The sequence below is a fragment of the Streptomyces sp. PTL18 genome (assembly GCF_059510295.1).
Genome location: NZ_JCAJZO010000002.1, coordinates 456,429 through 469,737, shown reverse-complemented (window position 1 = coordinate 469,737; position 13,309 = coordinate 456,429). Strand labels below are relative to the sequence as shown.

The 13,309-nt window shown below is 71.2% G+C and carries 12 protein-coding genes and 1 pseudogene; 4 read left to right on the top strand and 9 right to left on the bottom strand.

Annotation, left to right across the window (positions count from 1 at the left end; translation table 11 throughout):
* Positions 1-206: 206 nt before the first annotated feature.
* The 3 genes and pseudogenes from rbsD to AC5WS8_RS06505 all read right to left on the bottom strand — a co-directional run.
* Positions 207-596 carry a D-ribose pyranase gene (rbsD, locus tag AC5WS8_RS06515; RefSeq protein ID WP_496102311.1) on the bottom strand — a complete coding sequence of 130 codons (390 nt, stop codon included), beginning with the start codon at positions 594-596 and terminating at the stop codon, positions 207-209.
* Positions 575-1,492 (bottom strand): ribokinase, encoded by a 918-nt coding sequence (locus AC5WS8_RS06510; protein WP_496102310.1) that lies wholly within the window; start codon positions 1,490-1,492, stop codon positions 575-577. Before AC5WS8_RS06510 ends, rbsD begins: the two co-directional genes overlap by 22 nt.
* Positions 1,493-1,558: 66 nt before the next feature.
* Positions 1,559-1,750, bottom strand: a pseudogene (locus tag AC5WS8_RS06505) (hypothetical protein); the annotation flags it as partial.
* Between the two features lie 127 nt (positions 1,751-1,877).
* On the opposite strand from AC5WS8_RS06505, the gene recD2 reads away from it, so the two are divergent.
* Positions 1,878-4,157 (top strand): SF1B family DNA helicase RecD2, encoded by a 2,280-nt coding sequence (gene recD2 / locus AC5WS8_RS06500; protein ID WP_496102309.1) that lies wholly within the window; start codon positions 1,878-1,880, stop codon positions 4,155-4,157.
* Positions 4,158-4,397: 240 nt separating this feature from the next.
* Positions 4,398-5,687 (top strand): citrate synthase, encoded by a 1,290-nt coding sequence (locus AC5WS8_RS06495; protein WP_496102308.1) that lies wholly within the window; start codon positions 4,398-4,400, stop codon positions 5,685-5,687.
* Between the two features lie 767 nt (positions 5,688-6,454).
* Here the strand turns inward: AC5WS8_RS06495 and AC5WS8_RS06490 are convergent.
* Both AC5WS8_RS06490 and AC5WS8_RS06485 read right to left on the bottom strand, forming a co-directional pair.
* A complete protein-coding gene (locus AC5WS8_RS06490) occupies positions 6,455-8,728 on the bottom strand; it encodes a heavy metal translocating P-type ATPase (RefSeq protein ID WP_496102307.1) in 2,274 nt (757 codons plus the stop codon).
* An 86-nt stretch (positions 8,729-8,814) separates the two neighbouring features.
* Positions 8,815-9,054, bottom strand: coding sequence for a heavy-metal-associated domain-containing protein (locus AC5WS8_RS06485; protein WP_496102306.1), 240 nt, complete (start codon positions 9,052-9,054; stop codon positions 8,815-8,817).
* 190 nt (positions 9,055-9,244) lie between these two features.
* Here AC5WS8_RS06485 and AC5WS8_RS06480 point away from each other — a divergent pair, with 190 nt between their 5' ends.
* On the top strand, positions 9,245-10,288 hold the full coding sequence (locus tag AC5WS8_RS06480; RefSeq protein ID WP_496102305.1) for a zinc-dependent alcohol dehydrogenase family protein: 1,044 nt from the start codon (positions 9,245-9,247) through the stop codon (positions 10,286-10,288).
* Between the two features lie 58 nt (positions 10,289-10,346).
* Here the strand turns inward: AC5WS8_RS06480 and AC5WS8_RS06475 are convergent, their stop codons facing one another.
* The 4 genes from AC5WS8_RS06475 to AC5WS8_RS06460 form a co-directional block, all read right to left on the bottom strand.
* Complete coding sequence (locus AC5WS8_RS06475) at positions 10,347-10,547, bottom strand: helix-turn-helix transcriptional regulator (RefSeq protein ID WP_496102304.1); 201 nt, start codon at positions 10,545-10,547, stop codon at positions 10,347-10,349.
* Positions 10,548-10,890: 343 nt separating this feature from the next.
* On the bottom strand, positions 10,891-11,529 hold the full coding sequence (locus tag AC5WS8_RS06470) for a chaplin (protein WP_496102303.1): 639 nt from the start codon (positions 11,527-11,529) through the stop codon (positions 10,891-10,893).
* Between the two features lie 133 nt (positions 11,530-11,662).
* Positions 11,663-11,854: a chaplin gene (locus AC5WS8_RS06465; protein ID WP_496102419.1), complete on the bottom strand. Its 192-nt coding sequence runs from the start codon at positions 11,852-11,854 to the stop codon at positions 11,663-11,665.
* A 358-nt stretch (positions 11,855-12,212) separates the two neighbouring features.
* The gene (locus tag AC5WS8_RS06460) at positions 12,213-12,623 is read right to left on the bottom strand and encodes a rodlin (RefSeq protein WP_496102302.1); all 411 of its coding nucleotides are present in this window, start codon (positions 12,621-12,623) and stop codon (positions 12,213-12,215) included.
* 251 nt (positions 12,624-12,874) lie between these two features.
* Here AC5WS8_RS06460 and AC5WS8_RS06455 point away from each other — a divergent pair, with 251 nt between their 5' ends.
* Complete coding sequence (locus AC5WS8_RS06455; RefSeq protein ID WP_496102301.1) at positions 12,875-13,285, top strand: rodlin; 411 nt, start codon at positions 12,875-12,877, stop codon at positions 13,283-13,285.
* The last annotated feature ends 24 nt before the right edge of the window (positions 13,286-13,309 follow it).

Here is a 13,309-nt window from a genome sequence, read left to right as displayed (position 1 = left end):
GGCTGCGCCGCCCGCAGCGGGCCCGCGGGAAATTCCTCGGCGAACGGTGCAACCCTCGCCGCTCTGTGCGTGTCGTAAGGGGAGTCAGGACTTCCCGGGGGGATCCGGGGGGATCACGGGGGTTCTGACGGGGTGGGGGAAACCGAGGGGCCCGGGCTGTGACCGGGCCCCTCGAAGTGTCAGGGCTGTTCCGGCGGGGCGGCCGGTCAGAAGAAGACGCCGCAGTGCAGGAGCACGTTCGCGTACGGGCGGGCCTCGCCGGTGCGGACCACCAGGCGCGCGTCGGCCGCGAACCGCTTCAGCTTCTCGTGCGGGACCGGCTCCAGGCGCGGGAAGCGGGCGTCCGGCAACGCCGTGGCCTGCGGGTTGGCGTGCCGCACCTCGTGCGCGGCGGTGGCGTCCTCCACCACCAGCTCCCGAAGCAGACCGTCCAGGACCTCGGCGAAGGACGGCACCCCGGCGCGGAACGCCAGGTCCACGACCCGGGGCCCTGCCGGAATCGGCATGCCCGCGTCGCAGACCAGCACCTCGTGCCCGTGCCCCGACTCGGCGAGGGCGCCCGCGAGGTGACGGTTCAGGATTCCGGCCTTGTGCACAGGGAGTCGACCTCCTCCGCCGTGGGGTACGACTCCTGCGCCCCCGGCCGCGTGACCGCCGCCGCCCCCACCCGGGCCGCGTACGCCGCCGCCCGAGGCAGCGACGCGCCCGTGCCCAGCCGCCAGGCCAGCGCCGCCGTGAACGCGTCGCCCGCGCCGGTCGTGTCGACGGCGTCAACCCTCACGGACGGGACGCGCGTCATGGACTCGTCGGCCGCCACCAGAGCGCCCCGCGCGCCCAGTGTCACCACCACCGAGCGGGGACCCAGCGCCAGCAGTGCCCGCGCCCGGTCCTCGGGCACCCCGCCCGGCTCGCCGCCCGCGATGACCCGTGCCTCGTGCTCGTTGACGATCAGCGGGTCGCAGGCCGCCAGCACCTCGGCGGGCAGCGGCCTCGGCGGCGACGGGTTGAGCACGAACCGGGTGCCGGACGGCAGGTTCCGTACGACCTCCTCGACCGTCTCCAGCGGGATCTCCAACTGCGCCGACACCACCCGGGAGGCGTGCAGCAGGCGCCGCGCGGCCCGTACGTCCTCCGGGGCGAGCCGCCCGTTGGCGCCCGGGGAGACCACGATGCTGTTGTCCCCCGACGGGTCCACCGTGATCAGCGCGACCCCCGTGGGCGCCCCGCCGGTCAGGACCCCCACCGTGTCGACGCCCGCCCGGCGCTGCGCGTCCAGCAGCAGCCGGCCGTGCGCGTCGTCGCCGACCCGGGCCAGCAGCGCCGTACGGGCACCGAGGCGGGCGGCGGCGACCGCCTGGTTCGCTCCCTTGCCGCCCGGGTGGACGGCCAGGTCCGAGCCGAGCACGGTCTCCCCGGCCGCGGGCCGCCGCTCGACCCCGATCACCAGGTCGGCGTTCGCCGATCCCACGACCAGGAGGTCGTAGTCGTACATCAATGGACTCCCCTACAGATGACATGGGGTGGGCGGTCGCAAGGACCGCCCGCCCGCCGTGCGGTGTCAGCCGCTGAACCCGGCCACGTTCTGCTTCGTTACCACCTTCACCGGCACCTTCACCGCCGTGTCGACCTTCCTGCCCTCCAGCGCCCGCAGCGCGGTGTCGATCGCCATCCGGCCGGGCTGCGAGGGCTGCTGCGCCACCGTCGCGTACAGCGTGCCCGCCTTGACGGCGGCGAGTCCGTCCGGACACCCGCCAGGCGTTCACGCCGTACCGGCGCACCTCCGCGCCGACCGCCCGCACGGCTCCCCCGTCATGGGGATCGGTGCGCATCCGGCCCACCCGCCCCCGTCTGTCACACCTCGGCGGTAGCGTCGGATCATGACCAAGGAGGCCAGTCGGGCAGGGCGGGCGGACGGCGCCGGGGAACGGCGCCTCGCCATGCTGGAAGGCGTGCTCGAGCGGATCACGTACGCCAACGAGGAGAACGGCTACACCGTCGCCCGTGTCGACACCGGCCGCGGCTCCGCTGACCTGCTCACCGTCGTCGGCGCGCTCCTCGGCGCGCAGGTGGGGGAGTCGCTGCGGATGGAGGGGCACTGGGGGTCGCACCCCCAGTACGGCCGGCAGTTCACCGTGGAGAACTACACGACCCTCCTCCCGGCCACCGTCCAGGGCATCCGCCGCTACCTCGGCTCCGGCCTCGTCAAGGGCATCGGACCCGTCTTCGCCGACCGGATCACCCAGCACTTCGGCCTGGACACCCTGAAGATCATCGAGGAGGAGCCGAAGCGGCTGATCGAGGTGCCGGGTCTCGGCCCCAAGCGCACCAAGAAGATCGCCGACGCCTGGGAGGAGCAGAAGGCGATCAAGGAGGTCATGCTCTTCCTGCAGACCGTCCAGGTGTCCACCTCCATCGCCGTCCGCATCTACAAGAAGTACGGCGACGCCTCCATCTCCGTCGTGAGGAACCAGCCGTACCGCCTCGCCGCCGACGTCTGGGGCATCGGCTTCCTCACCGCCGACCGCATCGCCCAGTCCGTCGGCATCCCGCACGACAGTCCGGAGCGCGTCAAGGCCGGCCTGCAGTACGCACTGTCGCAGTCCGCCGACCAGGGGCACTGCTACCTGCCGGAGGAACAGCTCATCGCCGACGCCGTCAAACTCCTCCAGGTCGACACCGGGCTCGTCATCGAGTGCCTCGCCGAGCTGGCGGCACCCCCGGAGGACGGCGAGGACCCCGGTGTCGTACGGGAGAAGGTGCCCGGCCCGGACGGAGGGGACCCCGTCACCGCGGTCTATCTCGTGCCCTTCCACCGCGCCGAACTCTCCCTCTCCGCCCAGCTGCTGCGCCTGCTGCGCACGGAAGAGGACCGGATGCCCGCCTTCCGGGACGTGGCCTGGGACAAGGCGCTGGGCTGGCTCAAGGGCCGTACGGGCACCGATCTCGCGCCCGAGCAGGAGGAAGCCGTACGGCTGGCGCTCACGAAGAAGGTCGCCGTGCTCACCGGCGGCCCCGGCTGCGGCAAGTCCTTCACCGTGCGGTCCGTCGTCGAGCTGGCCCGGGCCAAGCGCGCCACGGTCGTTCTCGCCGCCCCCACCGGCCGCGCCGCCAAGCGCCTGTCCGAGCTGACCGGTGCCGAGGCCTCGACCGTCCACCGGCTCCTCGAGCTGAAGCCCGGCGGCGACGCGGCGTACGACAGGGACCGCCCGCTGGACGCCGACCTGGTCGTGGTCGACGAGGCCTCCATGCTCGACCTGCTCCTCGCCAACAAGCTGGTCAAGGCCGTGCCGCCGGGCGCCCACCTGCTCTTCGTCGGCGACGTCGACCAGCTGCCGAGCGTGGGTGCCGGGGAAGTCCTCCGGGACCTGCTCGCCGACGGCAGCCCCATCCCGGCCGTCCGCCTCACCCGCGTCTTCCGCCAGGCCCAGCAGTCCGGCGTCGTCACCAACGCGCACCGCATCAACGCAGGTCAGCACCCCCTCACCGACGGCCTGACGGACTTCTTCCTCTTCGTCGAGGACGACACCGAGGCCGCGGGACGCCTCACCGTGGACGTGGCGGCACGGCGGATCCCGGCCCGCTTCGGTCTCGACCCGCGCCGCGACGTGCAGGTGCTCGCGCCCATGCACCGCGGCCCCGCGGGCGCGGGCACCCTCAACGGCCTGCTCCAGCAGGCGATCACCCCCGCCCGCCCCGACCTGCCCGAGAAACGGTCGGGCGGCCGCGTCTTCCGCGTCGGCGACAAGGTGACCCAGATTCGCAACAATTACGACAAGGGGGAGAACGGTGTCTTCAACGGCACCGTCGGCGTGGTCACCGCGCTCGACCCGGTCGACCAGCGCCTGACGGTGCTGACGGACGAGGACGAGGAGGTGGCGTACGAGTTCGACGAGCTGGACGAGCTGGCCCACGCCTACGCGGTGACGATCCACCGCTCCCAGGGCAGCGAGTACCCGGCGGTGGTCATCCCGGTCACCACCGGGGCCTGGATGATGCTCCAGCGGAACCTCCTCTACACCGCGGTCACCCGGGCCAAGAAGCTGGTCGTGCTCGTCGGTTCACGCAAGGCGATCGGGCAGGCGGTCCGCACGGTCTCCGCCGGACGCCGCTGCACGGCCCTGGACTTCAGGCTGTCGCCGCGGCCCCTGGAGAGCTGAGCCCTCTCCTTGGGCACCCGGGCCCGGTCGTCGAAAAAAATGATCGATCAAATGAGTCGCGAAGGTCACAGAGCACTTCCGGAACCGGTCCCGGGCGGGCAGGATGAGCAGGTTGACGGCACTCAGTGCCGCCGATGAGCCCAACGGCCGACCCCGAGTGCACTCTCCTGCGCCAAATGGGGGATGGTAGAGACAGTCAGGGCACCTCGAAGATGAGGCACTACGTCGGTGAGGGAAGACGTGAGCGACAACTCTGTAGTACTGCGGTACAACGGCAGCGAGTACACCTACCCGGTGGTCGACAGCACCGTCGGTGACAAGGGCTTCGACATCGGGAAGCTCCGCGCCCAGACCGGTCTGGTGACCCTGGACAGCGGCTACGGCAACACGGCCGCCTACAAATCCGCCGTCACCTACCTCGACGGCGAGCAGGGCATCCTCCGCTACCGCGGCTACCCGATCGAGCAGCTGGCCGAGCGCTCCACCTTCCTGGAGGTCGCCTACCTGCTGATCAACGGCGAGCTGCCCACGGTCGACGAGCTCTCCTCGTTCAAGAACGACATCACGCAGCACACCCTGCTGCACGAGGACGTCAAGAACTTCTACAAGGGCTTCCCGCGCGACGCCCACCCGATGGCCATGCTGTCCTCGGTGGTCTCCGCGCTGTCCACCTTCTACCAGGACAGCCACAACCCGTTCGACGAGAAGCAGCGCACCCTCTCCACCATCCGGCTGCTCGCCAAGCTCCCGACGATCGCGGCGTACGCCTACAAGAAGTCGATCGGCCACCCGTTCGTCTACCCGCGCAACGACCTCGGCTACGTCGAGAACTTCCTGCGCATGACCTTCTCGGTCCCCGCGCAGGAGTTCGAGCTGGACCCGGTCGTCGTCTCCGCGCTCGACAAGCTGCTGATCCTGCACGCCGACCACGAGCAGAACTGCTCGACCTCCACGGTCCGCCTGGTGGGCTCCTCGCAGGCCAACATGTTCGCCTCCATCTCGGCCGGCATCAACGCGCTGTGGGGCCCGCTGCACGGCGGCGCCAACCAGTCCGTCCTGGAGATGCTCGAGGGCATCCGTGACTCCGGCAACGACGTCGACACCTTCATCCGCAAGGTGAAGAACAAGGAGGACGGCGTCCGCCTGATGGGCTTCGGCCACCGGGTCTACAAGAACTTCGACCCCCGCGCCAAGATCATCAAGGCTGCCGCGCACGACGTGCTCTCCGCCCTCGGCAAGGAGGACGAGCTCCTCGACATCGCGCTCAAGCTCGAGGAGCACGCGCTGTCCGACGACTACTTCGTCGAGCGCAAGCTCTACCCGAACGTGGACTTCTACACCGGCCTGATCTACCGCGCCATGGGCTTCCCGACCGAGATGTTCACGGTCCTGTTCGCCCTCGGCCGCCTGCCGGGCTGGATCGCCCAGTGGCACGAGATGATCAAGGAGCCGGGCTCCCGGATCGGCCGCCCGCGCCAGATCTACACCGGCGTGGTCGAGCGCGACTTCGTCCCGGTCGAGGAGCGCTGAGCGGCGCCGCCGCGTAGCTGTCGTAGGTATCCATGGCGTACGCCGTCGTCGTAGAGCGGCGTACGCCATGCGCTCCGCGCGCATGAGTCGAAGGGGCGCGCGGAGCGCGCTGTCGAGAGCGCCGGTGGTCCCCCTGCTCGAAGAGCTCGGGGGGCGCGGAGGCCGGAAGGGCTGAGCACGGTCGTGGTCTGGACACCGCCACGCCGGCAGGCGCATATCGGCACTGTGGCGCTCCGGAGCCGAACCCAGCCGCAGAAGGGCAGAAGGCGCCCCGGCGCGCCGGTCCCCCCACGGGCCGACGACCAGGGCGCCTTCCCATGTCCCGGTGCGGATTCCCCCCACGGGATCCGGCCGGGCGTCTGCGGGACAGCGCCTGAATCGCTGCGAGCAAAACGAGCAGAACTCGGCATACCACTGCGGTGCGGTCTGCCGGGACGCGTACGGACGGGAGGGCCGCTCAAAGCTCCCCGGTGTACGTGCCCCGGCAACGCAATTACCCGGGAACGTCCCCCAAGACATCCCCAGATGTCAGTCACGCCCCCCAAGACGCTTCTGACATCGCCAACTTAGACCCACGAACCCTTCCGCTGGTTACGTTCACGTCACTGTGATCTGTGTCTCTTGCGCACCCCCGTCCTGAAACCACGCAAGAGCCTCGACGCGTTGATCGAGGTCCCAGCGTAAGGATGGTGCGCGGGCCTTGTGAAGAGCTTATGTGAGGCCCGCTTCGGACTCCAGAGGGACTCCTGCTCCGTGACCGGGCCGCCTCAGGAGAACGCCCGCAGCCGCAGGCTGTTCGTCACCACGAACACCGACGAGAAGGCCATGGCGGCCCCGGCGATCATCGGGTTGAGGAATCCCGCCGCGGCCAGCGGCAGCGCGGCCACGTTGTAGCCGAAGGCCCACACCAGGTTGCCCTTGATCGTGGCGAGCGTCCGCCGTGACAGCCGGATGGCGTCCGCGGCCACCCGCAGGTCCCCGCGCACCAGCGTCAGATCGCTCGCCTCGATCGCGGCGTCCGTCCCGGTGCCCATGGCCAGGCCCAGGTCGGCGGTGGCGAGGGCGGCCGCGTCGTTGACACCGTCACCGACCATGGCAACGGTCCGCCCCTCGGCCTGGAGCCGCCGCACGGCTCCGACCTTGTCCTCGGGCAGCACCTCCGCGATCACGTCCGCGCCGTCGATGCCGACGGCCCGCGCCACCGCCTCGGCCACCGCCCGGTTGTCCCCGGTCAGCAGCACCGGCCGCAGCCCCAGCGCGCGCAGGTCCCGTACGGCTTCGGCGCTGGTCTCCTTGATCGCGTCGGCCACGGTGACGACACCGAGTGCCATGCCGTCCCGGACCACGACGACGGCCGTACGTCCCTCCGCCTCGGCCCCGGCCTTCGCGCGGGCCAGCGGCTCCGGGAGCACGCCCGGGAAGCGGCCCACCATGACCTCGTGACCGTCGACGCGGCCGCGCACGCCGAGACCGGGCACGCTCTCGAAGTGCTCCAGCGCGGGAAGGTTGCCGACGCGCTCCTGGGCGCCTTCCGCGACCGCCCTGGCGACCGGGTGCTCGGAGGCGTGTTCCAGGGCCCCCGCGAGCCGCAGGACCTCCTTCTCGTCGCTGTCCTCGGCCGCGTGGACCTCCTGGAGCGTCATCCGGCCGGTGGTCACTGTTCCGGTCTTGTCCAGCACCACGGTGTCGACCCGCCGTGTGGACTCCAGCACCTCGGGGCCCTTGATGAGGATGCCGAGCTGGGCGCCGCGCCCCGTGCCCACCATCAGGGCGGTCGGCGTGGCGAGGCCCAGCGCGCACGGGCAGGCGATGATCAGTACCGCGACCGCCGCGGTGAAGGCGGCGACGGTGTCCCCGGTCACGCCGAGCCACGCCGCGAAGGTGCCGATCGCGATCAGCAGCACCACGGGCACGAAGATCCCGGAGATGCGGTCGGCGAGGCGCTGCACCTCGGCCTTGCCGTTCTGCGCGTCCTCCACGAGCCGCGCCATCCGTGCGAGCTGGGTGTCCGCGCCGACCCGGGTCGCCTCGACCACCAGCCGGCCCCCGGCGTTCACGGTCGCGCCGGTCACCGAGTCGCCCACCGTCACGTCGACGGGCACCGACTCGCCGGTGAGCGTGGAGGCGTCCACCGCGGAGACGCCCTCGACGACGGTCCCGTCGGTGGCGATCTTCTCGCCGGGCCGCACGACGAACCGGTCGCCGACGGCCAGCTGCGTCACCGGAACCCGCACCTCACGTCCCTCGCGCAGCACCGCGACGTCCTTCGCGCCCAGTTCGAGCAGGGCCTTCAGGGCCGCGCCCGCGCGCCGCTTGGAGCGGGCCTCCAGGTAGCGGCCGAGCAGGATGAACGCGACGACGCCGGCGGCCACCTCGAGGTAGATCGTGGACGCCCCGTCCGTGCGGGAGACGGTGAACTCGAAGCCGTGACGCATGCCGGGCATGCCCGCCTGCCCCCGGAACAGCGCCCACAGGGACCAGCCGTAGGCGGCGAGCGTGCCGACCGAGACGAGCGTGTCCATGGTGGCCGCGCCGTGCCGGGCATTGGTGAACGCCGCCTTGTGGAACGGCAGTCCGCCCCAGACGACGACGGGTGAGGCCAGGGTGAGCGAGAGCCACTGCCAGTTGTCGAACTGCAGGGCCGGCACCATCGCGAGCAGCACGACGGGCAGGGCGAGCAGCGCGGAGACGGTCAGGCGCTGACGGAGCGAGGCCGGCTCCGGGTCTTCCTCGAGCGCCGCGGACTGCTCGGACCCCTCGGCCGCGGCGGACGGTTCGGGCTGCGGCGGCGGGGGTTCCTCGGCGGTGTAGCCGGTCTTCACCACGGTGGCGATCAGATCGGCGACCTCGATGCCCTCGGGGTAGGAGATCTTCGCCTTCTCCGTCGCGAAGTTCACCGTGGCGGTGACGCCGTCCATCCGGTTGAGCTTCTTCTCGACACGGGCCGCGCAGGAGGCGCAGGTCATGCCGCCGATCGTGAGTTCGACCTCGGAGTGCGAGGTCGTGTCCTTTGTCGGAGTGGGTGCTGCGGTGCTGGTCATGTCCGGACTCCAGACGACGGACCGGGTCGTGCGGAGCCAGTATCAGCTGGTCGGTACGGCCCGGTACGGTGGGCGATGCCGGTGGTTCAGGCCCTGCCGACGAGTTCGAAGCCCGCCTCGTCGACCGCGGCGCGCACGGCCTCGTCGTCCAGGGGGGCGGCGGAGACGACCGTGACCTCGCCGGTGGACGCGACGGCGGTGACCGAGGAGACGCCGTCGATGCCGGAGATCTCGCCGGAGACGGAGCCTTCGCAGTGCCCGCAGCTCATCCCGCTCACCTTGTAGACGGTCGTCACGGAACCCGGGGTGTCGGTCTGCGCGGTCATGGCATTACTCCTCAGGGGGCAGATGGGGCCTACGTGAGTCACAGTATACCCCCTGGGGGTACCTGGTGGAGAGAAGTCGGGGCGCATCGGCGGGGCGCGTACCGTTCGGCCGGGGAGTGCGTGGCCGGCGTTCGCCGGGAGACGATCTCCGGGGCAGGGGCACCGGGACATGGGTGGAGGGTGCGGTCGTATGCGTGCGGTGGTGTTCGAGCGGTACGGAGAGCCGGCCGAGGTGCGGGAGGTGCCGGACCCGGAGCCGTCCGAGTACGGGGTCGTGGTGCGGGTCGAGGCGACGGGGCTGTGCCGCAGCGACTGGCACGGCTGGATGGGGCACGACCCGGACGTCGCGCTCCCGCACGTGCCCGGCCATGAACTCGCCGGTGTGGTCGAGGCGGCCGGGGTCCGGGTGACGCGCCGGCGGCCGGGCGACCGGGTCACGGTGCCGTTCGTGTGCGCCTGCGGCAGCTGTGCGTCCTGCGCGGCGGGCGACCAGCAGGTGTGTGAGCGGCAGACCCAGCCGGGGTTCACCCACTGGGGGTCCTTCGCGCAGTACGTGGCGCTGGATCATGCGGACGTGAACCTGGTGGCGGTGCCGGAGGAGATGTCGTTCCGGACGGCGGCGGCCCTCGGGTGCCGGTTCGCGACGGCGTTCCGGGCGGTCGTCCAGCAGGGCGGGCCGGCCGCGGGGGAGTGGGTCGCCGTGCACGGCTGCGGGGGTGTCGGACTGTCGGCGGTGATGATCGCGGCGGCGGTGGGCGCACGGGTGGTGGCCGTCGACGTGTCACCCCGGGCCCTGGCACTGGCACGGAAGTTCGGCGCGGCGGAGTGCGTGGACGCCGCGGGCACCGACGACACGGCCGAGGCGGTCCGCACCCTGACCGGCGGCGGTGCCCACGTCTCCCTCGACGCGCTCGGCTCCCCGGCGACGTGCGCGGCGTCGGTGAACGGACTGCGCCGCCGCGGACGTCACATCCAGGTCGGCCTGCTGCCCTCCTCCGACGGCACCACGCCCGTCCCCATGTCCCGGGTGATCGCCCTGGAACTGGAGATCCTCGGCAGCCACGGCATGGCGGCACGCACCTATCCGCCCATGCTGGAACTGGTCCGGTCCGGCGCTCTGCGCCCCGACCTCCTGGTCACGCAGGCCATCCCGCTGGCCGCGTCCCCCGAGGCACTGGCGGCCATGGGGACGGCACCGGGACAGGGAGTGACGGTCGTCGAGCCGTGGCGCTGAGCCTCCCGGTCGGGGGCGACCGGGAGGTGACGGCAGAGCCCAGGGGGAAGGGAAGCGGTCAGGCCTCCCTGCGACCGCGGTTGCCGGGCCGGGAGGCGACCCAGGCCCGGACCGTGTCGGCGTACCAGTAGGGCTTACCGCCCTCCACATGGTCGGGTGGGGGAAGCAGTCCGTGTTTGCGATAGGACCTCACGGTGTCCGGCTGCACGCTGATGTGCGCGGCGATCTCCTTGTACGACCAGAGGCGACGGTCGGTCATCTTCAAGCACCTCCTCGCGCACGCCACGGCGGCGACCGGGGGAAGGTCGTCGGGGGAGCCGGGCCTGCGCCGGCGATCACAAAGCCTGTGCCGGGTCAACGACCCTCGGCGCAGGGAGAAAGGGCCTGTGAACCGGCTGTGACAGAAGGCCCGCAGTGTCGGGACATGCGTGACCTGAGGGAGTTCTTTGTGACAGGCGCGGTGCGTCGGGGCGCAAGCGCGTGCGGAGGAACGACCCAGGGGCGGCGTCCGGAGTGGACGCCGCCCCTGGGCGGTGAACTGAGGGAGTGACGTGTGAACGACGGCACGGGTGCCGGGCGCGGCACGCCCGGCACCCGGCGCGCTACCGGCGGGAGGTGACCCGGCCCCGTCGGTACAGGATGAGCCCGCCGGTCAGCATCGCGACGCTGACGGCCGAGGCGGCGAGGATGCCCTCACTGCCGGTCTCGGCCAACGCGGGCAGCGTGCGCGCGGCCGTGACGGGGTGCATGCCGGCCCGAGGGTTGTCCGTCTGCGGAACACCCGCCTGCGGCGGCAGCGTTCCGTGCGGCGGCAGCGTTCCCTGCGACGGGATCCCGGTGCCCGGCCGCGGGCTGCCCTGTCCCGTGCCCGGCGTCTTGGGCGTCGTGCTGGATCGGTGCGGGGCGGCCGGCGTGCTCGGCCTGTTCTTGCGGGGCGTCTGCACCGGGACGGTCGCGGTGGGGGCGGGGGTCACGGGTGCAGGGGATGCCGTGGCACCCCGGCCGTTGGCACAGGCGTTGCCGAACGCCGGGTTCAGCACGGCGATCACGTTGACCGTGTTGCCGCAGACGTTGACGGGGATGTTCACGGGGGCCTGGACGGTGTTGCCGGACGCGAGGCCCGGTGATCCGGTCGTGGCGCCCTCGGCGCTCGAGTCGGCGAACACCGGGCTGCCGCACAGGGACAGAATGCCCGTCGCGGCGGCCGCCGCGACCATTCCCCTGCTCAGGGTCTGTCGCAATCTCGTTGTCTTCCTGCTGGTAGAGGTGGGAGAAGTGGTAAAGCCGGCCCTGGAACCGAGAAGAGCAGTCCAAGGCCGGCCATGCCACAGCCGGACGGCTGGTGTGTGACGTCAGCCGCGCGCGGCCATGGCGTCAGGTGTTCGAGCACGCACTGCCGGACGCGGGGTTCAGCAGCGAGATGAGGCCGATGCTGTTCCCGCAGAGGTTGACAGGCACGGCCACCGGAACCTGGATCACGTTCCCGGACAGGACACCCGGGGAGTTGGTCGCGGAACCGTCGGCTGCCGAGTCCGCCATGGCCGGGGCGGCCATTCCCAGAGTCATGATGGCGCCGGCCACCACGGCGGCGCTCTTCTTGTGCTTCACGGAGTTTCCCTTCTGTGCGGTCGTGCCCCTGTGACGGCCGAAACCGAGCGAGCACGCTTGAGGCGGCCCGCCGCACGACCTGCATCTGTGAAACGAGGAATAGGCGGCCGAAGCAACCCCCTCGCACGGGTCGCCGGACAATTCACCCGAACGCCGATCGTGAATGCACGCAAAAGGCGGCGCGGGCCGTCTGTGCGAATTCGTGCCGTCCAAAGGAATTCGAGCAGGGGCCGGGAGGGGGAGAACGTGCCGGCAACCGTCCGCACCCGGGCCGCCCGAAGATCCGACCGGCGGGCGGCCGGTGGGTGCGCGGCGGTCAGCGGTTGCCCGTGCCGTTCGCGGACAGGACCGGAACGTCGTCCAGGACGTGCGACAGCGGCTCGTCGCCCTTGGCCTGGGTGGAGTTCTCGGTGCACTGCTGGTTCTGCGGAGCCGACAGGACCGGGACGTCCTGCACGGCGACCGGCACCAGGCCGACGAGCGAACCGGCGCCGGCCTTGGCCGGCACACCGACGCAGAGCTTGTTCAGCGAGCCCTGCGCCAGGGACAGCTGCGGGCTCATGGCGCCCGAGGTCGCGGCGTTGCCGAACGACTCCGAGACGGTGTTCGCATTGGTGGACGTCGTCCCGGTGTCGTCACCGAGCGCCAGGGCCTGCGGAGCGGCCGCCGCCGAGACGCCCACCACGGAAGCCGCGACCGCCGCCGCGGCCATCGCCTTCTTGAACATGTCGCGTTCCTTTCCTGACAGAAGACACGTGTTCCTGCCATGCGACCAACCCGGCACCTTGGTATTGGTTTCGGTCATTCACCCGGTCGGACCGTTACGCGGGCAGAAATTCTGGAAATACGCGCCCGGCATACGGCTCCACTCGCCCCGTTCGGTATGGGCCATCGGAGTGAAGCGGAGCAACCATGGCACCGAGCGGCAGTTGTCCAGAGCGCTCCGGTGGACGGGGTTTCTCCAGAAGGGACTAGCAAGTGATGAAGAAGTTCATGACCGCCGCGGCGGTCGCCGCTTCCGTGGTGGGTGTCTCGGCCGCGGCCGCGCCCCAGGCGCTGGCGCTCGGCAACGACACCGGGACGACGTCCACCAACGGCAACACTTCGACCCAGCAGTACGGGAACTCGGCCACCTACGGCACCATGAGCCCCCAGATGGCGCTCATCCAGGGCTCGCTGAACAAGCCGTGCGTCGGTCTGCCGGCGAAGGTCAACGCCGGTTCGCTCGTCGGCGTCGTGCCGGTCGGCGTGCAGGACATCCCGGTCCTGTCGGCGTCGCAGAACCAGCAGTGCACCGAGAACTCCACCCAGGCCAAGGGCGACGAGCCGCTGTCGCACATCCTGGACGACGTTCCGGTCCTGTCCGCGAACGGCACCAGCAACGGCTGAGCCCGAAGCATCGGGCACACGAGG

Coding starts and splice junctions, on each gene's coding strand:
- AC5WS8_RS06490 (WP_496102307.1), bottom strand. CDS start 8,728: ATGACCAGCACCGCAGCACCCACTCCGACAAAGGACACGACCTCGCAC.
- AC5WS8_RS06485 (WP_496102306.1), bottom strand. CDS start 9,054: ATGACCGCGCAGACCGACACCCCGGGTTCCGTGACGACCGTCTACAAG.
- AC5WS8_RS06510 (WP_496102310.1), bottom strand. CDS start 1,492: ATGTACGACTACGACCTCCTGGTCGTGGGATCGGCGAACGCCGACCTG.
- AC5WS8_RS06475 (WP_496102304.1), bottom strand. CDS start 10,547: ATGACCGACCGTCGCCTCTGGTCGTACAAGGAGATCGCCGCGCACATC.
- AC5WS8_RS06460 (WP_496102302.1), bottom strand. CDS start 12,623: ATGTTCAAGAAGGCGATGGCCGCGGCGGCGGTCGCGGCTTCCGTGGTG.
- AC5WS8_RS06465 (WP_496102419.1), bottom strand. CDS start 11,854: ATGACTCTGGGAATGGCCGCCCCGGCCATGGCGGACTCGGCAGCCGAC.
- recD2 (WP_496102309.1), top strand. CDS start 1,878: ATGACCAAGGAGGCCAGTCGGGCAGGGCGGGCGGACGGCGCCGGGGAA.
- AC5WS8_RS06480 (WP_496102305.1), top strand. CDS start 9,245: ATGCGTGCGGTGGTGTTCGAGCGGTACGGAGAGCCGGCCGAGGTGCGG.